This is a genomic window from Microbulbifer regidiadema (SeqCode) (assembly GCF_052466995.1).
This window is the reverse complement of the sequence record NZ_CP174297.1, coordinates 3,395,652-3,418,294: the sequence shown is the minus strand read 5'-3', so window position 1 is coordinate 3,418,294 and position 22,643 is coordinate 3,395,652. Positions and strand designations below refer to the sequence as shown.

Annotated in this window: 22 protein-coding genes; 13 read left to right on the top strand and 9 right to left on the bottom strand. The window is 55.2% G+C overall.

Features of this window, described 5'->3' with window-relative positions:
* Positions 1-283 precede the first annotated feature (283 nt).
* Both ACJJIK_RS14990 and ACJJIK_RS14985 read right to left on the bottom strand, forming a co-directional pair.
* The gene (locus ACJJIK_RS14990; protein WP_444943205.1) at positions 284-1,645 is read right to left on the bottom strand and encodes a TRAP transporter large permease; all 1,362 of its coding nucleotides are present in this window, start codon (positions 1,643-1,645) and stop codon (positions 284-286) included.
* Positions 1,642-2,214, bottom strand: coding sequence for a TRAP transporter small permease subunit (locus ACJJIK_RS14985; protein ID WP_444943204.1), 573 nt, complete (start codon positions 2,212-2,214; stop codon positions 1,642-1,644). Before ACJJIK_RS14985 ends, ACJJIK_RS14990 begins: the two co-directional genes overlap by 4 nt.
* Before the next feature lie 184 nt (positions 2,215-2,398).
* Here ACJJIK_RS14985 and ACJJIK_RS14980 point away from each other — a divergent pair, with 184 nt between their 5' ends.
* The 8 genes from ACJJIK_RS14980 to ACJJIK_RS14945 all read left to right on the top strand — a co-directional run bounded on the left by ACJJIK_RS14980 (position 2,399) and on the right by ACJJIK_RS14945 (position 10,519).
* Entirely contained in the window at positions 2,399-3,451 is a 1,053-nt protein-coding gene (locus ACJJIK_RS14980; RefSeq protein ID WP_444929076.1) for a PstS family phosphate ABC transporter substrate-binding protein, read from the top strand.
* Positions 3,452-3,614: 163 nt separating this feature from the next.
* Complete coding sequence (gene pstC, locus ACJJIK_RS14975) at positions 3,615-4,994, top strand: phosphate ABC transporter permease subunit PstC (RefSeq protein WP_444929075.1); 1,380 nt, start codon at positions 3,615-3,617, stop codon at positions 4,992-4,994.
* Entirely contained in the window at positions 4,987-6,273 is a 1,287-nt protein-coding gene (pstA, locus tag ACJJIK_RS14970; protein WP_444943203.1) for a phosphate ABC transporter permease PstA, read from the top strand. Before pstC ends, pstA begins: the two co-directional genes overlap by 8 nt.
* Positions 6,274-6,375: 102 nt before the next feature.
* Positions 6,376-7,185, top strand: coding sequence for a phosphate ABC transporter ATP-binding protein PstB (pstB, locus tag ACJJIK_RS14965; RefSeq protein ID WP_444932360.1), 810 nt, complete (start codon positions 6,376-6,378; stop codon positions 7,183-7,185).
* Between the two features lie 23 nt (positions 7,186-7,208).
* Positions 7,209-7,910: a phosphate signaling complex protein PhoU gene (phoU, locus tag ACJJIK_RS14960; RefSeq protein ID WP_444929073.1), complete on the top strand. Its 702-nt coding sequence runs from the start codon at positions 7,209-7,211 to the stop codon at positions 7,908-7,910.
* A gap of 85 nt (positions 7,911-7,995) precedes the next feature.
* Positions 7,996-8,310, top strand: coding sequence for an antibiotic biosynthesis monooxygenase family protein (locus ACJJIK_RS14955; protein WP_444943202.1), 315 nt, complete (start codon positions 7,996-7,998; stop codon positions 8,308-8,310).
* 280 nt (positions 8,311-8,590) lie between these two features.
* Positions 8,591-9,394 (top strand): putative porin, encoded by an 804-nt coding sequence (locus ACJJIK_RS14950; protein ID WP_444943201.1) that lies wholly within the window; start codon positions 8,591-8,593, stop codon positions 9,392-9,394.
* A gap of 177 nt (positions 9,395-9,571) precedes the next feature.
* On the top strand, positions 9,572-10,519 hold the full coding sequence (locus ACJJIK_RS14945; RefSeq protein ID WP_444943200.1) for a putative porin: 948 nt from the start codon (positions 9,572-9,574) through the stop codon (positions 10,517-10,519).
* A gap of 55 nt (positions 10,520-10,574) precedes the next feature.
* On the opposite strand, the gene ACJJIK_RS14940 is transcribed toward ACJJIK_RS14945, so the two are convergent.
* On the bottom strand, positions 10,575-11,861 hold the full coding sequence (locus tag ACJJIK_RS14940) for a M48 family metalloprotease (RefSeq protein WP_444943199.1): 1,287 nt from the start codon (positions 11,859-11,861) through the stop codon (positions 10,575-10,577).
* A gap of 72 nt (positions 11,862-11,933) precedes the next feature.
* On the opposite strand from ACJJIK_RS14940, the gene ACJJIK_RS14935 reads away from it, so the two are divergent.
* The 4 genes from ACJJIK_RS14935 (at position 11,934) to ACJJIK_RS14920 (ending at position 14,241) form a co-directional block, all read left to right on the top strand.
* Positions 11,934-12,413, top strand: coding sequence for a DUF4265 domain-containing protein (locus ACJJIK_RS14935; RefSeq protein ID WP_444943198.1), 480 nt, complete (start codon positions 11,934-11,936; stop codon positions 12,411-12,413).
* Between the two features lie 81 nt (positions 12,414-12,494).
* Entirely contained in the window at positions 12,495-13,271 is a 777-nt protein-coding gene (gene yaaA, locus ACJJIK_RS14930; RefSeq protein ID WP_444943197.1) for a peroxide stress protein YaaA, read from the top strand.
* Positions 13,268-13,879: a DUF938 domain-containing protein gene (locus ACJJIK_RS14925; protein WP_444943196.1), complete on the top strand. Its 612-nt coding sequence runs from the start codon at positions 13,268-13,270 to the stop codon at positions 13,877-13,879. Before yaaA ends, ACJJIK_RS14925 begins: the two co-directional genes overlap by 4 nt.
* 2 nt (positions 13,880-13,881) lie before the next feature.
* A complete protein-coding gene (locus tag ACJJIK_RS14920) occupies positions 13,882-14,241 on the top strand; it encodes a hypothetical protein (protein WP_444943195.1) in 360 nt (119 codons plus the stop codon).
* 15 nt (positions 14,242-14,256) lie between these two features.
* Here the strand turns inward: ACJJIK_RS14920 and phoR are convergent, their stop codons facing one another.
* The 4 genes from phoR to ACJJIK_RS14900 form a co-directional block, all read right to left on the bottom strand.
* A complete protein-coding gene (phoR, locus tag ACJJIK_RS14915; protein ID WP_444943194.1) occupies positions 14,257-15,576 on the bottom strand; it encodes a phosphate regulon sensor histidine kinase PhoR in 1,320 nt (439 codons plus the stop codon).
* 137 nt (positions 15,577-15,713) lie between these two features.
* Positions 15,714-16,418: a phosphate regulon transcriptional regulator PhoB gene (gene phoB, locus ACJJIK_RS14910; RefSeq protein ID WP_444929063.1), complete on the bottom strand. Its 705-nt coding sequence runs from the start codon at positions 16,416-16,418 to the stop codon at positions 15,714-15,716.
* Between the two features lie 109 nt (positions 16,419-16,527).
* Positions 16,528-17,409 (bottom strand): 4-hydroxybenzoate octaprenyltransferase, encoded by an 882-nt coding sequence (ubiA, locus tag ACJJIK_RS14905; RefSeq protein WP_444943193.1) that lies wholly within the window; start codon positions 17,407-17,409, stop codon positions 16,528-16,530.
* Positions 17,406-18,011: a chorismate--pyruvate lyase family protein gene (locus ACJJIK_RS14900; RefSeq protein WP_444929061.1), complete on the bottom strand. Its 606-nt coding sequence runs from the start codon at positions 18,009-18,011 to the stop codon at positions 17,406-17,408. Before ACJJIK_RS14900 ends, ubiA begins: the two co-directional genes overlap by 4 nt.
* A gap of 146 nt (positions 18,012-18,157) precedes the next feature.
* On the opposite strand from ACJJIK_RS14900, the gene ACJJIK_RS14895 reads away from it, so the two are divergent.
* Entirely contained in the window at positions 18,158-19,474 is a 1,317-nt protein-coding gene (locus tag ACJJIK_RS14895; protein WP_444932359.1) for a dicarboxylate/amino acid:cation symporter, read from the top strand.
* A gap of 10 nt (positions 19,475-19,484) precedes the next feature.
* Here ACJJIK_RS14895 and recG read toward each other — a convergent pair whose 3' ends face one another.
* Positions 19,485-21,590: an ATP-dependent DNA helicase RecG gene (gene recG / locus ACJJIK_RS14890; RefSeq protein WP_444943192.1), complete on the bottom strand. Its 2,106-nt coding sequence runs from the start codon at positions 21,588-21,590 to the stop codon at positions 19,485-19,487.
* On the bottom strand, positions 21,569-22,492 hold the full coding sequence (locus ACJJIK_RS14885) for a LysR substrate-binding domain-containing protein (protein WP_444929059.1): 924 nt from the start codon (positions 22,490-22,492) through the stop codon (positions 21,569-21,571). Before ACJJIK_RS14885 ends, recG begins: the two co-directional genes overlap by 22 nt.
* Between the last annotated feature and the right edge of the window lie 151 nt (positions 22,493-22,643).

The window sequence follows — 22,643 nt, the reverse complement described above, 5'->3', positions numbered from 1 at the left end:
TCCCTTTTATTTTTTATGCGTCCTTGAATATCGCCAGCAGTAGTTAATAGCCTTTGATATTTAAGAATAGATATCCACAGAAAATTTTTGCTGGATTGGCGAGAGAGTTAAATGTCGAGCGCCAATGTAACAGGAGGTGGTGGCTTTCCGGGGGGAATCAAGGTGCGTTGATAAATTTAAGGGGTGAAGGGTTTATAGAGTGTCAGTGCTGGTACTGTCGTCTGAGGCTGGCTGCAAGTGGTGGTGATTCAAAATGCTATCGTACCAATTGCAGCCTCAGGAGTTACTGCTGAACCACTCCCGGCAACCAAGTGGCCAGGGCCGGCCAGACTGCCAGCAGGCACAGTAGTAAAAGTTGAATCGCAATAAAAGGCGCGACCCCGCGATAGATGGCCGATGTGGCCACGGAGCTGGGGGCCACCCCGCGCAGGTAAAAGAGGGCAAATCCAAATGGTGGTGTGAGGAAAGAGGTTTGCAAATTGATGGCGATCATAATGCCGAGCCACACTGGATCCACACCCATTGCCAGTAGCACCGGGCCCACAATTGGTACCACTACAAAGGTGATCTCGATAAAGTCGAGGATAAAACCCAATAGAAATATTACCAGCATCACCAGCAGGGTCGCGCCGATAACCCCTCCGGGCAGGCTGTGGAAAAACCCTGTCACCAGCTCTTCGCCATTGTAACCGCGAAAAACCAGAGAAAATAATGAAGCGCCAATTAATATGGCGAAAACCATTGCGGAGACTTGTAGCGTGCTGCGGCCGATTTCCCCGGCGCGCTTAAAACTGAGTGCTCTGCGACTGGCGGCCAGTAAAGCGGCCCCTAAAGCACCGACAGCGGCCGCCTCTGTGGGGGTGGCGGCGCCGACCATAATGGATCCGAGCACAATTAGCATCAAGGCTATCGGGGGCAACAGGCTGCGCAGCAGCTGGGCCCTATCCACTTCGGGGGACTGGCTGGCCCCTATAGGCCTGGGGCGGCGCGCGATAAACAACAGATAGATAATATAGGCGGCCACCAGCAATAAGCCGGGAATAATTGCCCCCACAAACAGGTCCCCCACGCTGACCGGCTTGGGGTTGAAAATGCCCGCAGATAGTTGCGCCTGTTGGTAGGCGTTGGAGAGGGTGTCTCCGAGCAGAACCAAGGCTATAGAGGGGGGGATAATTTGCCCGAGGGTACCGGTGGCACAGATGGTGCCGGTGGCCAACTTGGGGGAGTAGCCATTTTTTAACATGGTGGGCAGTGACATCAGCCCCATGGTGACTACAGTTGCACCGACGATGCCAGTACTGGCGGCGAGCAGCGCGCCCACCACCACCACGGCAATGGCGAGCCCCGAGGGGGCGCCCATAAAGGCCTTGCTCAGATTCACCAACAGGTCTTCGGCAATCTTGGCTCGCTCCAGTATCACCCCCATCAGCACAAATAATGGAACGGCAACCAGGGTGCCGTTTTGCATAATGCCGTAGAGGCGATCGGGGAAAGCGCGCAGCAACTCGGCATCAAACACGCCATACACGATACCCAGGCCGGCTGAAAGCAAGGCGGTACCGGCGAGGGTAAAGGCCACCGGGTAGCCGAACATCAACAGGGCGCAGACAGCCGCAAACATCACTAGGGGGATCAGTTCTATCACGCCTCTGCTCCTTCAGCCTGTTTCCGGACGGCTTTTGACGCTGATATAGGTGGGGGCTGTTGCTGGGGCAGCATCAGCTGCACCAGTGCGCGAATAAACTGGGCCAAGCCCGCCAGGGCCAGGGTGAGCGCAGATAGGGGAATCAGGCTTTTCAGTAAAAAGACCCCCGGCAGGCCGCCGGCGTTTGCACTGCCTTCAAAAACTGACCAGCTATTCAGTACAAAGTGCCAGCTGCCTATAAATAGAAAGACGCACAGTGGTAAGAGAAATATCAGATAGCCAATAGCGTTGATCCAGGCTTTGGCCCGGGCGCCCATTTTGCGGTAGAAGACATCCACCCGCACATGGGCATCGGTCTGCAAGGCATAGGCCAGCCCCAGCATAAAGGCGGCACCGTGCAGATAAATGACGGATTCCTGTAAGGCGATAGAGCCGCTGTTGAAGCCGTGGCGCATGATCACCACACCGCTTTGTAACAGGACCATGGCCCAGGTGAACCAGGACAGCAGCTGCCCTGTGTGACTGGTCAGGCGCTCGATTGCCTGCGCACTGCTCAGCAGAAAACGCATGGGGGCTTCTCTCTTTACATCTTATTGTTATTTGTGTTGCCTGAAGGTTACCCCTTTGCCCGCTCTCATGCCAGCAGGGGCAAAAATGCCACTGTAATTTTTTTGTCATCTTTTATTCATAGAATCGTCACCCGTTGTTTCTAGCATCGCCGCGTGAAATATAAACACTCATCGGAGTTACACAATGAATAAGCAAATTCTGGCGACTTCTTTGGCAGCCTTGACCCTGGCAACCTCACAGGTGGCGATGGCTGCGCGCGACTACATTAGTATTGTCGGTTCCTCTACGGTTTACCCCTTTACCACAACGGTGGCAGAGCGCTTTAGCCGCGCAACTCAGTTCAAGACACCGGTAGTTGAATCTACTGGTACTGGCGGTGGTATGAAGTTGTTCTGCCAGGGCGTTGGTGAAAGCACCGCAGATATCACCGGTGCTTCCCGCCGCATCAAGTCTTCAGAGCTGAAGATGTGTAACAACAACGGCGTCGATGTTGTTGAAGTACAGGTCGGTTACGACGGTATCGTGCTCGCCAATGCCAAGCAGGCTGCGCCGTTCAAGCTGACCCGCAAAGATATCTTCCTGGCACTGGCCAAGGAAGTACCGAATCCGGATGGCTCTGAAACTCTGATCGCCAACCCTTACAAGACCTGGAAAGATGTAAATCCAGCGCTGCCCAACAGCAAAATTGAAGTTCTGGGCCCGCCCCCCACTTCCGGTACCCGCGATGCTTTCGCCGAACTGGCAATGGAAGGCGGCTGTAAGAAGTTTGGCTGGATTGCGGCCATGAAGAAAACTGACAAGAGCGCTTACAAAGCGATCTGTCACAACGTTCGCGAAGACGGCGCTTATGTCGAAGCCGGTGAGAACGACAACCTGATTGTGAACAAGCTGGTTGCCAATCCCAACGCTCTGGGCATCTTTGGTTTTAGCTTCCTCGACCAGAATGCTGACAAGGTACAGGGTTCTCTGATCGAGGGGCAGGCCCCGACTTTCGACTCCATTGCCGACCAGAGCTACCCGGTTTCCCGCCCGCTGTTTATCTACGTTAAGAAGCAGCACGTCGATGTGGTTCCCGGTGTTAAACAGTTCCTGGCTGAATTCACCAATGAGCGCGCCTGGGGCGAAGAAGGTTACCTGGCGGACAAAGGTATGATTCCGCTGCCCGCCGAGAAGCGTAAGCAGATTGCGACCGATGTGCGCAAACTGAATGCGCTGAGTAATCTCGCCGCCAAATAAACAAGTTTCTGGAGTGGTACTGTCAAAGGGAATTGACGGCCAAGCTCGAAAGGGCTTGGCCGTTCTTTATAAGAAGACTCACAAATTGTCGCACCCCCTGCGATGGAACGCGGGGAGAAAGTCTGGATAATGCCAGCGACGATATTTTTAGTACGGTAATTCAATGCAAACCCCCACACTGTTCGCACTTTTGCTGCTTTTGATATTAGTGGCCTACGGCACTGGCTTTCGCCGTGCAGTGAACGCTGCTCGCAGTCTTGGCGGCGTGCGCAATCTGGCCGCTCTGCCCAGCTACTATGGATTGTTCACCGCCCTTTGGTGTGGTTTGCCCGCGCTGTTATTGCTCGGCGCCTGGCTGGTGTTTGACGATGCGATCATCCGCGCGATGGTCATGAATAGTATTGTCGATAAGCCGGAGACTATCTCCGGGCAGAATCTGCTCTATGCGCAGATTCAAAATCTCGCTGGGGGGCTCCTGATCGGTGAAAAATCTGCGCAATTGCAGAGTGCCGCAGATTACCTCAGCCAGTTGCGCAGTTACTCCAATAATTTGCAGGCCTTTCTGAGCTTAGTCTTGGCCAGCGGCCTTACGGCTTTTGCACTGCTGCGCTTTTCTCCCAAGCTGCGCGCTCGCGAAAAAGTGGAAAAAGTACTGCGCACGGTGCTGATCGCCTGTGCCAGCGCCGCGATTTTGACCACTGTCGGTATTTTGCTATCGGTATTGTTTGAATCCCTGCGCTTTTTCCAGTCGGTGCCGGTGAGTGAATTCCTGTTTGGTTTGCACTGGAGCCCCCAGATGGCTCTGCGCGCGGACCAGGTGGGATCGAGCGGTGCCTTTGGTGCTGTGCCCCTGTTTACCGGAACCCTGATGGTGTCCGCGATCGCCATGTTTGTGGCGGTACCGGTGGGATTGATGGCGGCTATTTATCTGGCCGAGTACGCCAGTAAGCGCGTGCGCTCCCTGGCCAAGCCGGTACTCGAAATTCTCGCCGGTGTACCCACCGTGGTATACGGCTTTTTTGCTGCCTTAACCGTTGCGCCCTTTATTCGTGAGTTGGCCACCTCTATGGGCCTACAGGCCTCCAGTGAAAGTGCACTGGCCGCTGGCTTGGTGATGGGCATTATGATTATTCCCTTCGTCTCCTCTCTGTCCGACGACGTGATCAACGCGGTGCCCCAGTCCCTGCGCGATGGCGCCCTGGGCTTGGGTTCCACCCAGTCCGAGACAGTGCGCAAAGTTGTGATTCCTGCGGCACTGCCCGGTATCGTCGGCGGTGTATTGCTGGCGGTTTCCCGCGCAATTGGTGAAACCATGATTGTGGTGATGGCCGCCGGGCTCGCGGCGAACCTCACCGCCAATCCGCTCGAATCGGTCACGACTGTAACGGTGCAGATTGTGACTCTGTTGGTTGGCGACCAGGAATTTGACAGTCCCAAGACCCTCGCCGCTTTTGCTTTGGGCCTGATGTTGTTTATCTCCACTTTGGTGCTGAACTTTATTGCCTTGCACGTAGTGAAAAAATACCGGGAGCAGTATGACTGATCTTACTCAGGCGCAGGTGCGCGAGCGCATAGAAAAAAGCCTCGCCAGCCGTCACCGCAAAGAAAAGCTGTTTCGTGGGCTGGGTATCGGCAGTATTGCCTTTGGTATACTCGCTGTACTGATCCTGTTCACTGACATTATCAGCAAGGGCAGTGGTGCCTTTGTGCAGACGGCAATCCAACTGGAAGTGCACTACGACGAACAGGTTCTGGGCATCGACAAGATCGATGATGAAAGTCTGACCTGGGCAAACTTCACCGGTGTTATTCGCCAGTCCCTGCGCGAACGATTTCCCACGGTGACAGGTCGCAGTGACAAGCGCGAGCTCTACAGCCTGGTGTCCTCCGGAGCACCGTTTACCCTGCGTGATCGCCTGGCGGCGAACCCGGAACTGTTGGGTAAATCAGAGAAAGTCTGGCTGTCAGTCGATGATGATGTGGATACTTTCGTCAAAAGCCTGAAGGACTCCAAACAGGGATTCCGCGGTCGTACCTCGGAGCAGAAGGCCGGCTGGATTGAGCAGCTGCTGGACAGCGGTGAGCTGAAAAAGCGCTTTAACACCATCTTCTTTACCAATGGCGATTCCCGCGAGCCGGAGCAGGCGGGTATCCGCGCAGCCTTGATGGGTTCCCTGTTTACCCTGCTGGTCACTTTGGCACTGTCATTCCCCATCGGGGTGGCGGCGGCGATTTACCTGGAAGAGTATGCGCCCAAGAACCGCTGGACCGACTTGATCGAGGTGAATATCAATAACCTCGCGGCGGTACCCTCTATTGTTTTCGGCCTTTTGGGCCTGGCGATATTTATTAACTTCTTTGAATTGCCGCGCTCGGCACCGCTGGTGGGGGGCTTGGTACTGACACTGATGACCCTGCCCACGATTATTATTTCCAGCCGCGCGGCTTTGAAGGCGGTACCGCCCTCCATTCGCGAGGCGGCACTGGGTATGGGAGCCTCGCGTATGCAGGTGGTTTTCCACCATGTGCTGCCCCTGGCGATGCCGGGAATGTTGACCGGCGCGATTATCGGTATGGCCCAGGCCCTCGGAGAGACGGCGCCTCTATTGATGATCGGTATGGTCGCCTTTATTGTCGACGTACCTGCTGGGGTAACCGACCCGGCCACCGTACTGCCGGTACAGATTTTCCTGTGGGCAGACAGCCCGGAGCGCGCCTTTGTTGAGCGCACCTCCGCAGCCATTATGGTGCTGCTGAGTGTGCTGATTGTGATGAATACCAGCGCGGTATTGCTGCGCAAGAAACTTGAGCGCCGCTGGTAACAGAGCGCGGATTATCAGAAAGCGGGATATTATATGAGTACCATGACCCTGGATGCCGCCAGTCAAGCCGATACGGCGCAATCCGATGTTGCGGGTGGGCAAATGATGAATAATCGGGCTGATGTTAGAGAAACTGTTGGCCAACCGTTCTGTGACACCGCCAAGTTGCGTATGCGCAATGTGAATGTTTTCTATGGCGAGACCCAGGCGATTCACTCCGTTGGCCTCGATATCGGAAAAAATGAAGTGGTTGCCATGATCGGCCCCTCCGGCTGTGGTAAGTCGACATTTTTGCGCTGTCTCAACCGTATGAATGACACCATTGAAGGTTGTCGCGTCGAGGGCGAGTTGAGCCTGGATGGCGACCCTATCTATGGCCCCAAAGTGGATGTGGTTCCCCTGCGCGCCCGTGTCGGCATGGTATTCCAGAAGCCAAACCCCTTTCCCAAGTCTATCTACGAGAATGTGGCCTACGGCCCCAAAATCCACGGCATTGCCAGCCGCCGTGCCGATCTGGATGAGATCGTAGAGAACAGCCTGCGCCGCGCCGGCCTGTGGAACGAAGTTAAAGACCGCTTGGACAAGCCCGGTACCGGGCTGTCCGGTGGTCAGCAGCAGCGCTTGTGTATTGCCCGCGCAATTGCCGTGAGTCCGGAGGTTATCTTGATGGATGAACCCTGTTCTGCCCTGGACCCGATTGCGACGGCGCGTATTGAAGAGCTGATCGATGAGTTGCGCCAGAACTACACTATCGCTATCGTCACTCACTCGATGCAGCAGGCGGCGCGGGTTAGCCAGCGCACGGCCTACTTCCACCTGGGGCACTTGGTGGAAGTTAACGATACTGAAACGGTGTTCACCAACCCCGAGCACGAACTCACTGAAGCCTATATTACCGGCCGCTTCGGCTAAGGTTCCTGCCCGGAGGGAAAACTATGGAAATGCATTTCGATCAACATATCTCACGCCAATTTAATGAAGACCTGGAAAGCTTAAAGACCGAGATGTTGGAGATGGGCGGTATGGTCGCCCGCCAGGTGGCCGATGCGGTCGACGCCCTGGCCAATGCCGACAGTGAGCTGGCCGAGGAAGTGCTGCGTATCGAGGAGATTATCGACAAGAGTGAGATGGCACTGGATGAGCATGCCACGCTGATTATCGCCAAGCGCCAGCCGGCCGCATCGGACCTGCGTATGGTGATGTCTGTGATTCGAATTGCCCGCGATCTGGAGCGCATTGGAGATGAGGCGAGCAAGATTGCCAAGATGGCCATAGCGCTGACGGATGAGGGCACTGCGCCGCGCGGCTATACCGAGATCCGCCATATTGCCAATGCGGTACGCAAAATGCTCAATGATGCGCTGGATGCCTACACCCGTTTCGATGTGCAATCGGCCCTGCAAACCCTGGCCGAGGACCAGCAGGTGGATATGGACTACCGCACGGCGGTCCGCGAGCTGGTGACCTATATGATGGAGGACCCGCGCAGCATCTCCCGGGTGATCAATGTGTTGTGGACCCTGCGCTCGCTGGAGCGTATCGGCGATCACGCCAAGAATATTTGTGAACAGGTTGTTTATTTAGTGGAAGGTGCAGATATCCGGCACGGACACGAAGATAACCTGCGCAAGTCCTAAAGGACTTGTTAGTCGAAAAAGGTCGCCTAGTGCGGCCTTTTTTTTCGCCTGAAATCCGCAGTTTAATCGTCAGAGAATATACGCAATGAAATTTATCTTCGAAGTTCATTTACAGGAAGGGTTTAAGGCTGAGGACTACGCCGATGCCTGGGTGCGCGCTTCCGAAATTATCCAGCGCTCCCCTGGGGCGCTGGGCACTGAGCTTCACCGAAAAGTTGATGACCCCAAGGTATTGATTGCTATTGCCAGCTGGCGCAGTAAAAAAGACCGGGATGCAATGCAGGCGGCGCACAGTGAGAAAATTGATGAAATCATTGCCAGTGTGGCCCCTTTTATAAAAATTAAGCTAATAGGGGAATTTTATGACCCGCAATGGGTCGTAGATAGTATGAGCGATTGATCTTAATCAAATGAACCTGAACGAATGCTGAATAAATTGGTGTTGCTCAAATAAAATAAAACTTTTTATTTTATTGTTTTTTTATACATTTTTTCTGCCGGAGTTATTACAGCCAATTACAGCTGAATTTTTTAAGTGTTTCATCGAAAAAATATATTCGTTTCGCCGCAAATTTGCCCTTAATTGCGCGCCGTGTAATTTGCTGTCGTTGCACAGCAAAAAACTTTTGCTACAATCCGCAGCCCAATTTGGATCGCCACGTTAACGAAGGATTTATCAAATGAGATTCAAGCTTGCTGCTCTTCCCCTGATGCTTGTTGCCGCAACTGCCGGTGCCGAGGAATACAACTCTTTCACTAATGCTACCTACACTAACGCTGAGTCTGGTGACATTGAAAGCGATATACTTGATCTTGATACTACTTATTATTTCGGTGCCAAGGAAACCCTTGGTCCGTTGAAAGAGTTTGAATATATCAATAAGGTCAGCAATGTATTTGCCGGATTATCCTACATCGATGTAGAAGGATATGATGACGAGTTTGTTGGCGTAGGCGGTGAATATTTTGCCTCCAACGGAATTGTTTTGGGTGCAGCTGTATACGATCTTGGCGGTGAGAACCTTGATACCCTGTCTATAGGCTATCTGTTCACTCCTAACTTCCTGGTGACTCTGGACCACGTTGATAATGACAGCGATAATGAGTTCTCCCTGGAGGCTAACTATAACCATCAGCTGAATGCAACGGATTATCTTGGTTTCACTTTTAATGTGGACGAAGAGTTCGATACGCGCTCCCTGTCCTCCAAGTACTTCACTCACCTGGGTGGCGAACAGTACCTGACCGCAGAGCTGGCTTATGTCAACTATGATGAAGGTGATGATTACTGGAAACTGGGAACTGAGTACTTCTTTACCAAGCGTACCTCTGTTGGTTTTAGCTTCGATGAAGTAGAGCAGTATGAACTGGGTATGACTCACTTCTTCAACACCAATGTTGCTGCTAAAGCCGCTTACGTGTCCAATACTGATAATGATATGGACTACGATATCTTCCAGCTTGGCTTAACTGTTCAGTTGTAAGTTGTTATAAAGGGGCTATATCAAATAGCCCTTTCTTTGCCAGGGTGTAGCGATAACACCCTGGCAACTATTCCTAGTCCTTTTTCTACTTTGCGCCACCGTACCAGTTCCCCTCCTACCCTTGTCATTGCCTGATAGTTCTTGATAATACCCGGTTTATTTTCCTGGACTTTAAAAATGAGATTTAAGCTTGCTGCTCTTCCCCTGATACTTCTCGCTGCATCTGCTAATGCCGAGGAGTACCACTCAATAACTACAGTAGGCTATTCCAGTTTGGATTACGATATTGAACTTTTGGGCGCTGAGCTCGATCGTGAAGGCAACCAATGGCTGGCTGAGACCACTTATTACTTTTCCGGCAAGGAGACTTTGGGCCCCTTAAAAGAGTTTGCCTATATTAATAAAGTTAGCAATGTGTCGGCTGCCTTTTTCCACAATGAAATAGAAGACAATAACGCCGATAGCTACGCTGTGGCTGGAGAGTACTTTGCCCAAAATGGCCTTACTCTCGGTATAAGTTTGACGGAAGTTAATGAGCGCAATATCGATGCCGTGTCTCTTGGCTATTTGTTTACCCCGAACTTCTTGCTAGAGCTCTCGCATACTGAGTTTGAGTCTGATGAAAAGACTTACGCTGAGCTTCGCTACAACCATCCGTTGAGCGGTGCCGATTATCTCGGTTTTGACTTTGTCAGCGACAATGATTTCGATACGGCTGTTTTCTCCTCCAAGTATTTTACTAGTCTGGGAGGGGGGCGGTATTTGACCGCTGAACTTTCCTATGCAGATTATGAGGGCGGTAACGATTACTGGCAGATCGGTTCAGACTACTTTTTCACTCAAAGTACTTCGCTCGGTATAAAGCTGGACGAGCGGGACGATATCAAGTTGGCTTTCTCTCACTTCTTTAGTCGTAATATTGCCTTAGAGGCGGCTTATAGCACTATGGCGGCAGATGATAATATTAATATCCGCAGCTTTGGTAGCGACACCTATCGCGCCGGATCGACCTCTACTCTGGATATGATGCCAGACCTTGAAAGTGATTCTGTGATGAGTTATCTGGCTCCCTTGATGGAGCTTGAGGTCGAGAAATTTGAACTTGGTATAACCGTTCAGCTGTAAACCAGTTTTAAAAGGGCTATCTCAGATAGCCCTTTTTAGTTGTAGCTCAGGTATTTTACCCTTTATTAACGATAGCCTTTATCCGAGTTTGCGCCATAGTGCCAATTTCACCTCCCGCCTCAGCGGCAGTTTGATAGTGCTTGTAGGCATTTTGTCGATCCCCCTGTTTCTCGTAAACCTCGCCCAAATAGAAGTGCGCATAGGCACTGTCCAGATAGCGCAGCGATCTGCTTAAGTCGCCTTTCGCAGAGCTGTAGTTTTTTAATTTTATTTGGGTCATTCCCCGTTTTAGCCAGTAGGAGAATAAATTTGGATTTTTTTGAATGGCACGATCGTATGCCTGGCGGGCATTTTTGTAGTGTTTCTGCTGACTGAGTAAATCCCCCTCCAAGGCAAAAAAAGCCGCTTCCTTGGCTTGTTGTTTCTGCGCTTTTCTCACCAGTGTAAGTGCAGCGTCGAATTTTTTATTATTGGCGGCGGCAACCGCATCATCGTAGTTTTGGTAGGCGTCGGTATCGCGCTTTAATTGCGCTATGGCTTTTTGGTAGGCCGCCCGGTTGCTGATCCCGCCTTTGGGCAGAGACTGACTGTGCTTGATATTGGCACTGACCCGGGATTGGGAGGGCGGGTGGCTGGCGAAGAGCGCTTCCAGCCCGCTGCTTTGCTGCCCCTTCGATAGTTCAACAAACTTTCTCTGCAAGCGCACAGCCCCCTGGGGGTCGTATCCAGCAGCGGCCATATACTTCATACCATACTGGTCTGACTCTAACTCGTTGTCGCGACTGTAGCGGGCAATATAGGCCGCGCCCCCCAGTTGAGTCCCGCTGGCAATCAAGTCAGCGTAACCGGAGTTTTGTGTGGCGGCGCCGACAATTGCCAGGCCGGCGCCGAGTAATTGCTGTTGTGACATGGCCGTCGCGGAGTGGCGCGCAGCGGCGTGTACGATCTCGTGACTCAGCACGGCGGCGAGTTCGGCCTCATCGTCGAGTAGAACCAGCAGGCCGCGATTGATGGCAATTTTGCCACCGGGCAGAGCCCAGGCATTGGGTACCGAGTTATTCAGAACTACAAACTCGTAAGGTAGCTGGGGGCGATCGGAGACCCGCGCCAGCTTTTGCCCAACTTGGCTGACGTAGTTTTGCAGGGCGGGATCAATAGTGTATTGGCCGCCCTGCTGCTGTTGATTGGCTGCGTAGTGCTGCTGCCCCAGCTGTACTTCCTGCTGCGCAGATATCAGCGATATCTGTTTTTTACCGGTAACTGGATTGACAGCGCATCCTCCCAGAATGGACGTCGTCAAAAATGCAACACAGGCCGCAAGCGCTTGGGTACGCGAGATCATTGCCTTCCTCCCTGTATAATGTTGGGTCATTAGAATGGTTACTCATTGTACACAGTACGGGAATTGAGGTTTATGACGGCACTTCAGGTCATTGAGTTATTTGCGGGCAACAATCCCGATGGTGAGCCGGTGGTGGAGCGGTTGCAGGTTCGTGTGAGCGAGGATGATAGCTGCCAGCTGGTGCGATCCCCGGTCTTTATTAAGGGTATTGCCAGCGGCGATTACATCAAGGTCGACAAAGACACCCAGCAGTTTGAGCTGGTAAAGCGCTCGGGCAATTTGGCGGTGCGTATTTTTTGTCGCGGCGACAGCACCGAGCTGTCCGATAGATTGACCCCGCGCCTGGAAAAACTCGGGGGTGAGCTGGATCTCGAAGCGGCGCGGGTACTGGTCTACAGCATTCATGTCAGCTGCGGCTTCGATAAGATTGAGGAAATCCTCAACAGTGTCTGCGATGGGGCCAATAGCGTCTGGTATTACGGCAATGTCTACGATCCCAAGGATGGACAGACACCGCTCAATTGGTGGCAGGACGTTCTAAAGCCGGAGTAAGCGCCTGGCGATAAACTTGGGTCAGCCACAATAGCTTGGTACTGTGTGGTTGAGGCGATAGCGAAGTGAGAAAGGCACCCGATGTTAATAGTTATTTCACCGGCGAAAACCCTGGACTATGACAGTGATATTCCCTCACTGGAAACCACCCAGCCGGACTTTTTGCAAGAGTCAGCAGCCCTGATCAAAGAGCTGCGCGAACTGAGCCCGCAGCAGGTTTCCAGCCTGATGAAGATTTCAGACAAGCTGGGAGTCTTGAACTACGATCGTTTCCACGGGTGGAAGCGCCCGTTTACCGATAGCAATGCCCGCCCGGCGCTGCTCGCCTTTAAAGGTGATGTCTATACCGGGTTGGCGGCGGAGACTATGGGGAAGCGGGACTTTGCCTATGCGCAGAAACACTTGCGCATGCTCTCCGGCCTCTACGGTTTGCTGCGCCCACTGGATTTGATGCAGCCCTATCGCCTGGAGATGGGCACTAAATTTGAAAATGCCAAGGGTAAGAATCTCTACGAATTCTGGGGGGATAAGATTACCCAAGCGCTCAATGCGCAGTTGCAGGCTGTGAAGAGCCGCGAGTTGGTCAATCTGGCATCCAATGAATATTTCAAATCGGTCAAAGCCAAGCAGCTCAATGCCCAGGTCATCACTCCGCACTTTAAAGACCTGAAAAATGGCCAGTATAAGATGATCAGCTTCTTCGCCAAGAAAGCCAGAGGCATGATGAGCCGCTGGGCTATTGATCAGAGGGTAAAGAAGGCGGAAGAGCTGAAGGGATTCGATGTGGCCGGTTATGTCTATAACCCGGCTATGTCCACTGAGTGGGATTGGGTGTTCACCCGGGATGAGCCGCAGTGAGTTGTAGCGAATTGCCCGATGCGCCCTCCTGTGGGCGCAATCGCGAGCCGATTCTCCAGCATTTGACCCGCCTGCTGGCGTGCAGCCGCAAAGTGCTCGAGGTGGGCAGTGGCACTGGCCAGCACGCCGTATATTTTGCCCCGCAGCTGCCCCATCTGCAGTGGCAAACCTCGGAGCGGCCACAACAGCTGGCGGCGGTAAAGTCCTGGCTGGCGGAGCGCCCCAGTAGCAATCTGCCACAGCCGCTGGTGCTCGAGGTTGGCGATACTTGGCCCGAGATTTGCGCGGATGCTATTTTCACCGCGAACACCCTGCATATTATGTCTGCCGCATTGGTGCCGCAGTTCTTTGTGCACAGCGCCGATATTTTGCAGCCGGGGGGGCTATTGATCGTATATGGCCCGGTAAAAATTGCCGGCGAGTTTATCGGCCCCAGCAATGCGGATTTTGATCTCCAGTTAAAGGCGCGAGACCCGAATAGGGGAATTCGCGATCTGGAGTGGCTCGATCGGCTGGCGCAGCGCGCGGGGTTCAGTCGAACAGAATTAAATTACCTGCCGGCCAATAACCAGTTAATGGTCTGGCGCAAAAGCGATAATCAGGAGTAACTATGCCCGAGTGGTTGGAAATAACGGTGATCTTGGCCTTTGCCGTTGGAGCGGTATTCTTTTTTGCCAAGTATCGTGAGACTGCGGCGGCGCTACACGAGAGTGAGCGCATGAAAGTCCGCTTGTCGAATGACCTGAATCGCTATCGCGATATGCCCAAGCTGCGCGCGCTGCGAGATGCCCTGATCGGCGATCAGTCCCTGCCTACCGACGACGAGGGCAATGAGCACCTGCTGTTGCGCGATGGTGATTTACAGCTGCACCATTTGGTTCTGCGTCGGGAGAGCAACGCCCTGGGTAAAGAGGGCACCGCCAGTTATATCAAGGACGGCAAAGAGGTCGAATTGCAGGAACTGGGGTAATAGTGAAAGCCGCGTTTAAATCGCGGCTTCTATGCTCAACTTGGGTTGCGGCTTTTGCGCCAGCTTTGCCGCCGGGAAGTGAAGGGTGAAGAGGCTGCCCTGTCCGGGGGTGCTCTCTACACTCATCTCGCCGTTGTGCCGCAGCAGCACATGCTTGACGATAGCGAGCCCGAGACCGGTACCGCCGCTGTCCCGTGAGCGGCCGGGATCGACTCGATAGAAGCGCTCGGTCAGGCGGGGGATATGGATCGGGTCGATACCGATACCGTTGTCCTCCACGGAAAAGTGCCCGCCCCGCTCATCCCGCCACCAGCGCAATTGGATCTCGCCCTCTGCGGGAGTGTATTTCACCGCATTTAAAACCAGGTTGGCGAAAGCGCTGTGTAACTCGCCGGGGTCTCCATTGAGGTAGTCGTCCCCGTCGCACCGGACTTCAATATGATGCCGGCCGCCGCTAAAGCTGCGCGCCTCCTGAGCCACCCGTTCAATCAGTTCCGGCACGGCTACGGCCATATCGCCGCCCTTGCGCTCTGAGGTCTCCAGGCGGGCCAGCAGCAGCAGGTCGTTGACCAGCGTGCCCATACGCGCGGCTTGCTCTTCCATTTGCGCCAGGGGTTTTCGCCAGGGAGGGGGCGCCATATCGCTGCTTTGCAGCGTTTCCAGGTAGCCGGCAATCACCGTGAGGGGAGTGCGCAGCTCATGGGAAACATTGGCAACAAAATCCTGGCGCATCTGTTCGAGATTGTGCAGTCGGGTGATATCCCGAACAATAACCAAGGCTTCATCTTTACCGTAGCGGGTGACTTCCAGCTGTAATATGCGCGCCTCATTGCCGGGGGCGGGCAGGGTGAGGGGCTCCCCGTTGTTGTCGCTGTGCATATAGCTGACAAAGCCGGGATCGCGGACAAAATTGACCAGGGACTGGCCGGAGTCGCTGGCCTGCAAGCCGAGCAGCTCCCCCGCAGCGGGGTTCCACCAGGCCAGGTTGTCGCCGTCCTCCAGGGCCACAATGCCCTCGCGCAGGGCGCTGGTGCTGTCTTGAACCCGGCGCAGCATCGCGTGTAGCTTTTGCTTTTCACGGCGGTGGCGCCGCTGCATACGGTAAAAATCGTCGTAGATTTCGCCCCAAATACCAAAGGTGGTGGGGGCTGGGCCGCGCCGGCCGTTGGCCAGCCAGCGGTTGAAGCGCTGCTGTTGCCACAGCACTGAGACTAGGTAGCTGGCCAGTCCCGCGATCAGGGCGAGAGACCAGCTGCCGGAGGTGACGCCGAGAATCGTGCACCCCAGAGCTATAATTACGAAACGCGAGAACTCGCCAATACTGCGATCCAACATAGAATTGCCGTGTTGCCTGATAGATGGCGGCAGGGGTCAGCCTCTTCCGCCCGCAAATACCTCGTGGAACCAGGCCCGCACCGGTTAAGTGCGGAGGTTTGATTCTGCAGGGATCAGTAGCGATCCAGGGAGGATTGTCACACTTTTTCTGCGGTTTGCACAGAAAACCGATAGCCGGTGCCGCGCACCGTCTGGATATAGCGGTCGTGGCTGTCAATGGCCAGGGCCTTGCGCAGGCGGCGGATATGAACATCCACAGTGCGCTCCTCTACATAGACATTTCCACCCCAGACGTGATCGAGGAGCTGGGTGCGCGTGTAGGCGCGCTCCTGGTGTGAGAGAAAGAAGGTGAGCAGGCGGAATTCCGTCGGCCCCATATCCACCGGCTGCCCCTTGATAGTGACCCGGTGACTCAGTGGGTCCAGTATCAGTGCACCGGCGCTGAGGGGTTCCTCGGGAGTTGCCGGGCCCGCGCGGCGCAGTACCGCCTTTAAGCGCGCCACCAGCTCCCGGGGGGAGAAGGGCTTGGTGATGTAATCGTCGGCTCCGGTCTCTAAGCCTTTGATTTTATTATCTTCTTCACCCTTGGCGGTGAGCATGATGATAGGCAGGGACGCCGTGAGTTCATCGCGCTTGAGGCGCCGTGCCAGCTCTACCCCGGAAACATCCGGCAGCATCCAGTCGAGTAGTACCAAGTCTGGCCTCTCGTCGATGATCAGGGCGTGAGCCTCTTGGGCATTCTCCGCCTCAAGGCAGCGATAATCGGCCATCTCCAGTGCGACTCGCAGCATATCGCGCACTGGGGCCTCGTCATCGACAATCAGGATCGTTTTACTATGCATTTGCCTGCCATACCCGCTCTGTTGTCAGGGTTTCCCTGGTTATTCCGGGGATTAAACGGGATTTTTATGACAAATATATGACGCTTTGCCGCGAGCGCCCACCCGGAGATTAATTCAGCAGAAAATGCAGCGATATGCCGGCAAAAAGCGCAAATCCTACCCAATTATTGTTGATAAAAGCCTGAAAACAGCCCTCGCGTGCCCTCTCCCGAATCAGCCACTGCTGATAAATAAACAAACCGCTAATGGGCAATAGCGCCAGGTAGTAAAAAGCTCCCAGGGAGAACCTGGCTCCCATTAGCAGCAGGGCGATTAAAACCATAACTTGCAGGGCGCCAGTGATGACTCTGTCCATCTCCCCAAACAAAATAGCGGTGGATTTAACCCCGATGCGCAGATCGTCGTCCCGGTCCACCATGCCGTAGAAGGTGTCGTAGCACAGGGTCCAGATCAGGTTGGCGGTGTAGAGCAACCAGGCCTCGGCGGGGACTTCTCTGCTCACTGCGGCGAAAGCCATGGGAATCCCCATGCTGAACGCGGCGCCTAACACCATCTGGGGCAGGTGTGTGTGGCGCTTTGCGAAGGGGTAGCCGAATGCCAGGGCCAGGGCCAAAAATGACAGGAGAACCGTGAGTGTGTTGGTAGTCAGTACCAGCAGAAAGGCGCTGAGACTGAGCCCGGCGAAAAGTACCAGCGCTGACTTTGGTGCCAGGGCGCCGGTGGCCAGGGGGCGCTCGGCAGTGCGCTTTACGTGGGTATCGATTTTGCGGTCGGCGAAGTCATTGACGGCACAGCCAGCCGCCCGCATCAGGATCACGCCGAGTGTAAATACGATAAATAAGTGAAATCCCGGCCACCCTTCAGCGGCCAGCCACAGCGCGCACCAGGTGGGCCACAGCAGCAGCAGTGAACCTATGGGTTTGTCCATCCGCGCCAGTTGCCAGTAGGGCAGTGCGCTGGGCCAGCGTTGGGCGATCTGTTGGCTGATCACAGTGAATCCTCAGTAGTCGTGGATTTGGCCGCCTGTTGCGGCGCGGGGGCCGCAGTCGGCTTAAAGTGGGGGAGAAAAGCTTCCGCCACTAACAGGGGTTTATCCCGCAGCCAGAAAATCGAGCGACGTCCCCAGACTTCAGAGCCCCTGTCCCCGAGTTCGCGATCGGGGCAGTTGGCGGATTTTTGCAGCAGGTTGAGCGTGATCTCCCCCCTGCGAATGCCCGGCTCGCTAAACAGCAGCTCTCCCAGTGGGCGGCTATCCAGGCTGCGCAGGTTGCGAGATTTCCCCTGTAGACTGCGCTCGGGCAAAACACTGCGCGCGTACACCCAGGGTTGTCCGCAGCCGTAGAGCAGCACCTCGCGAATCAGGGCCCGGCTGCCCGGGTGCAGCCCCAGTGCGCGGCCCTCTTCAGGGCGGGGCGGTTGCCAGCCCTGGTAGAGCACGCGCACATAAAAGTCCCCACCGCTCTGCTGCTTGAGAGCGGCGGTGAGCGAGTCGGAATAGGTCAGCCAGGGCAGCAGGGTATCGGGGGGTTGCTGCTGGGTCTCTAGAGGCAAACTCTGCCAATCGCCAGAGGGCACAAATGGTGATTGGTGCAACGCTAACTCCGCAGTCCGAATAAAGGCGCTATTGTATCCCGGCCGGTGGCGGCAGGTCTCTCCCTGTTGGATTTTTGCTCCACGGCGCAGCAATGGATATAGTGTTCACGGCAAAGAAAACAACTATTCATACAGAGAAGCTTGTTATGGGGCTTACGACCAAAATCTTATTAGGGATGATTGCGGGCATTGTCGTGGGGTGCATATTCAATTTTTTGAATATGAGCCAGCTGTTTGGTGCCGGTGTAAACAACGCTATTAATCTCTACCTAACCGAAGGCCTGTTCGACGTAATCGGCCGTATCTTTATCGCATCACTGAAGTTGATGGTGGTCCCTTTAGTGTTGGTATCGCTGATCAGCGGTGCCTGCGCCCTGTCGGAAGGCAGCCGAATTGGACCGCTGGCGGGTAAAACTGTCCTTCTTTATATGGTGACGACGGCCATCGCCATTACCTTGGCACTGTGTATGGCATTGATCTTCCAGCCCGGTGTTGGTGTGAGTGCAGCCGCCGCTGAGGCCGCTTCGAATTTTGTACGGAAGGAATCTCCACCGCTTTCCGAGGTGCTGATCAATATATTCCCCACTAACCCTGTGGCCGCTATGGCTGAGGGAAATATGCTGCAAATTATCGTATTTGCCCTGTTGATGGGCTATGCGATTTCCCGCTGCGGGGAGCCGGGCCAGCGTGTTGCCGCCTTCTTTAATGATCTCAATACCGTTGTATTGCGTATGGTTGGGGTGTTGATGGTATTCGCTCCCTATGGGGTTTTTGCCCTGCTCGCGAAGACTTTCGCCGGTCTCGGGGTCGATGGACTAAGACAGCTGGCTAAGTATTTCTTTGTAGTCCTGGCGGCCTTGTTAGTGCACGCACTAGTTGTTTATTCGGCCTTGCTCAAACTTTTAAGCGGCCTGAATCCGTTGGAATTGCTGAAGAAAATGCGTCCAACCATGATTTTTGCCTTCAGTACGGCCTCTTCCGCAGCCACTATTCCCGTCACCCTGGCAACGGTGGAAAAGCGTCTTGGTGTGGATAACAAAATTGCCGCATTTACCATTCCCTTAGGCGCCACTATCAATATGGATGGCACCGCGATTATGCAGGGGGTGGCGACGGTCTTTATCGCCCAGTTCTTCGGTATTGAGATCGGCCTGACCGGCTTCCTGACGGTAATTCTGACTGCGACCCTGGCTTCTATCGGTACTGCCGGCGTGCCCGGTGTCGGCCTGATTATGCTGGGCATGGTATTGCAGCAGGTGGGTCTGCCGCTCGAGGGTATCGCCATTGTGATCGGTGTCGATCGCCTGTTGGATATGGTGCGTACAGCGGTCAATATCACCGGTGATGCGGTTGTAAGTAGTGTGGTGGCGAGGAGTGAAGGTGCCCTGGACGAGGAGACTTACTACGACGCCAATTACAAGAGTGTCAGTATCAACGACAACAATACGCTGGGCGCCCACTAGAGCGCCCTCCTCAGGCCTCGGCGAAGCGGGGCTTGTTCTGTAACCAGCGTTTGATCAACTGCTGTCGCATTCCCTCCGTCAGTTGCGGGGAGATGGCAATTTTTTGCACTTGTGGCAGCAGTTCAGCATCTCTCTGCAGATCGGCGATCCGGTGCTGTATCTCACCAGTCTGGCGGGTGCCGAGGATTTCACCGGGACCCCGCAGGCGCAGATCCTCCTCCGCAATCGCAAAACCGTCACTGTGCTGGCGCAGCGCCTGCAAGCGGGCGCGGCCATTGTGCGACAGCGGTGTGCCGTACAGCAGCACGCAGTGACTGGCGATAGAGCCGCGTCCCACCCGGCCGCGCAACTGGTGCAACTGGGCCAGGCCCAGGCGTTCGGGGTTTTCGATAATCATCAGGCTGGCATTGGGCACGTCTACGCCCACCTCAATCACCGTGGTTGCCACCAGCAAATCCACTTCGCCAGCTTTGAAGGCGCTCATGACCTGCTCTTTTTGCTCGGGCTTTAAGCGACCGTGCACCAGGGCTACGCGAACGCCTTCGAGCATTTCGGCGAGCTCTTCGGCGGTAGATTCTGCGGCCTGGGCCTGCAGGCTTTCCGACTCCTCGATCAGGGTGCAAACCCAGTAGGCCTGGCGGCCCTCGGCGATGGCGCTTTGCACCCGCTCCATAACCTGGTCGCGCCGATCATTGGCAATGGCGACGGTATTGATAGGCTGGCGCCCCGGCGGCAGCTCATCGATGATCGAACAATCGAGGTCGGCGAAGGCGGACATCGCCAGGGTGCGGGGAATCGGTGTGGCGGTCATGATTAGCTGGTGCGGTTGCAGTCTGCCGGTCGCCCCGCTGGCGGCCCCTTTCTCGCGTAGCTCCAGGCGCTGCTGCACACCAAAGCGGTGTTGTTCGTCGATAATCACCAACACCAGATTGTGGAAAGCCACTTCCTCCTGGAAGAGTGCGTGGGTCCCCACCACTAACTGGGCCTCGCCACTGGCAATCTTGCCCAGCTGTTTACGCCGCTCGGCGGCTTTGAGGCTGCCGGTCAGTTGCGCGACGCCAATGCCGAGGGGATCGAGCCAGTTGCAAAAATTGATGCGGTGCTGCTCTGCCAGAATCTCAGTGGGTGCCATGACTGCTACTTGGGCGCCGGCACCAATGCCCTTCAGGGCCGCCATAGCGGCGACCAGGGTCTTGCCGGCGCCGACATCTCCCTGCAGCAGGCGCATCATCGGTGCCTGCTGCGCTAGGTCCTCGGCGATTTCCTCGCACACCCGCTGCTGTGCACCGGTGAGAGAAAAAGGCAGGCGCGACAAAAAGTCCCGCTCTAAAGATGGGTTAACGGGCAGGGGTGGGGCCGCTACCCTGGCACTATTGCGCCTCAACTCCAGCAGGCTGAGGTGGTGGGCCAGCAGCTCTTCCAGCGCCAGGCGCTGCTGGGCGGGGTGAACGCCTGCCGCCAGTTGATCTAACTGGGTACCGGCGGGGGGCGAGTGCAAATACAGCAGGGCATCCCTGAGCGGATAGCGCAGTGCCTTAGGTAACAGCTCTGCCGGCAATAGCTCGCTAACCGCGCCGTTTTTGAGTAGCGCCAGTGCCTGCTCCACCAATCCGCGCATACGCGCCTGGCTCACGCCCTCGGTCAATGGGTAAACCGGCGTGAGGGTATCTGCGGTCTCCGCGTTGTCGAGACCGACAACTTCCGTTTCCGGGTGGTAGAGCTCCAGGCCGTTGGCGCCGCGACGGGCCTCTCCAAAGCAGCGTATTCGAGTCCCCCGGGCAAAGCGGTTTTTCTGTGCGGCGGAAAAATGGAAAAAGCGCAGGGTCAAGGTGCCACTGCCGTCGTGCAGTCTCACCACCAGGCTGCGGCGGCGGCCGAAGACAATATCTGCGGCGCTGACCTCCCCCTCGATAACCACATCCATGCCGGCGTTGAGGCCGGCAATGGGCACTACCCGGGTGCGATCCTGGTAGCGCAGGGGCAGGTGGAAAACCAGATCCTGCAGGGAGCTGATATGGAGCTTGGCCAATACCTGGGCAAATTTATCCCCCACGCCTTTGAGGGTGGTAATGGGCAGCTCGGCCAGATTGTTGTTTATCCCTCGGTCAGATGACACTGGCTGATCGCCTCTCGCAGTATGTCGATTGCGCGGTGCCGGGGGAAACTCGCCCGCCAGGCCAGCGCAACAGTGCGGCGCGGCCCCGATGCGGTGAAGGGGCGGGTCTCCAGCAGGCCGCTGGCATACTGTGATGCGGTGGCGGCCGAGAGTGGCAATACGGTAATTCCCAATCCTGAAGCCACCATATGGCGGAGAGTCTCCAGTGAGCTGCCATCGGCCGCTGTGCGAATACTGCCACCGCCGGCTTCTTTTTCCATGCTCAACTGTAGGTGCGGACAGGCTTCCAGTACCTGATCGCGGAAGCAGTGGCCCTCTCCCAGCAGAAGCACATTGTCTTCGGTGAGTTGATCCGGGGAGATCGCCTCCTGTTGCGCAAGCGGGTGCCCGGCGGGCATCAGCACGACAAAAGGCTCGTCGTACAGAGGCTGGGTGACAACGTCGGGCTCGGTAAAGGGCAGCGCAATAATGATGGCATCCAGTTCGCCCTTGCGCAGCCGCTGTCGCAGTGTGGCGGTATAGCCCTCCTCAACATAGAGCGGCATCTGTGGTGCCAGGTGCTGTAGCTGGGGAATAAAGTGGGGGAACAGGTAGGGGCCAATAGTAAAGATGGCGCCAACGGATAGGGGGCTGGCCAGCTGGTCTTTGCCGGCGCTGGCAATGTCTTTGATAGCCGCTGACTGCTCCAGCACCAATTGGGCCTGGGCGACAATTCTCTCACCCAGTGGCGTTGCCTGCACCCGGGTTTTTGAGCGCTCAAATAGGGCGACGCCCAGTTCTTTCTCCAGCTTCTTTACCGCAATGGAAAGCGTCGGCTGGCTGACGTAGCAGCGCTCGGCGGCACGGCCAAAATGCTGTTCCTGGGCGAGAGTGACGATATAGCGCAATTCATTCAGGGTCATGGTAAAGGCAATTAGATGGCCATCAGTAATAGTTATTATTCATAAATAATTGCCGCTGGCCAATACTCGCTCTCAATATGTAATCTGAGGCCAAATATTGGGAAATATTACTAATTTTGATGATTCATATGGGATTAAGGCGCAAAATTTT

What these genes read in the sequence shown, in the direction of transcription:
- ACJJIK_RS14985 (WP_444943204.1), bottom strand. Translation starts at nt 2,214, where the DNA reads ATGCGTTTTCTGCTGAGCAGTGCGCAGGCAATCGAGCGCCTGACCAGT.
- ACJJIK_RS14980 (WP_444929076.1), top strand. Translation starts at nt 2,399, where the DNA reads ATGAATAAGCAAATTCTGGCGACTTCTTTGGCAGCCTTGACCCTGGCA.
- pstC (WP_444929075.1), top strand. Translation starts at nt 3,615, where the DNA reads ATGCAAACCCCCACACTGTTCGCACTTTTGCTGCTTTTGATATTAGTG.
- pstA (WP_444943203.1), top strand. Translation starts at nt 4,987, where the DNA reads ATGACTGATCTTACTCAGGCGCAGGTGCGCGAGCGCATAGAAAAAAGC.
- pstB (WP_444932360.1), top strand. Translation starts at nt 6,376, where the DNA reads ATGATGAATAATCGGGCTGATGTTAGAGAAACTGTTGGCCAACCGTTC.
- phoU (WP_444929073.1), top strand. Translation starts at nt 7,209, where the DNA reads ATGGAAATGCATTTCGATCAACATATCTCACGCCAATTTAATGAAGAC.
- ACJJIK_RS14955 (WP_444943202.1), top strand. Translation starts at nt 7,996, where the DNA reads ATGAAATTTATCTTCGAAGTTCATTTACAGGAAGGGTTTAAGGCTGAG.
- ACJJIK_RS14950 (WP_444943201.1), top strand. Translation starts at nt 8,591, where the DNA reads ATGAGATTCAAGCTTGCTGCTCTTCCCCTGATGCTTGTTGCCGCAACT.
- ACJJIK_RS14945 (WP_444943200.1), top strand. Translation starts at nt 9,572, where the DNA reads ATGAGATTTAAGCTTGCTGCTCTTCCCCTGATACTTCTCGCTGCATCT.
- ACJJIK_RS14940 (WP_444943199.1), bottom strand. Translation starts at nt 11,861, where the DNA reads ATGATCTCGCGTACCCAAGCGCTTGCGGCCTGTGTTGCATTTTTGACG.
- ACJJIK_RS14935 (WP_444943198.1), top strand. Translation starts at nt 11,934, where the DNA reads ATGACGGCACTTCAGGTCATTGAGTTATTTGCGGGCAACAATCCCGAT.
- yaaA (WP_444943197.1), top strand. Translation starts at nt 12,495, where the DNA reads ATGTTAATAGTTATTTCACCGGCGAAAACCCTGGACTATGACAGTGAT.
- ACJJIK_RS14920 (WP_444943195.1), top strand. Translation starts at nt 13,882, where the DNA reads ATGCCCGAGTGGTTGGAAATAACGGTGATCTTGGCCTTTGCCGTTGGA.
- phoR (WP_444943194.1), bottom strand. Translation starts at nt 15,576, where the DNA reads ATGTTGGATCGCAGTATTGGCGAGTTCTCGCGTTTCGTAATTATAGCT.
- phoB (WP_444929063.1), bottom strand. Translation starts at nt 16,418, where the DNA reads ATGCATAGTAAAACGATCCTGATTGTCGATGACGAGGCCCCAGTGCGC.
- ACJJIK_RS14895 (WP_444932359.1), top strand. Translation starts at nt 18,158, where the DNA reads ATGGGGCTTACGACCAAAATCTTATTAGGGATGATTGCGGGCATTGTC.
- ACJJIK_RS14885 (WP_444929059.1), bottom strand. Translation starts at nt 22,492, where the DNA reads ATGACCCTGAATGAATTGCGCTATATCGTCACTCTCGCCCAGGAACAG.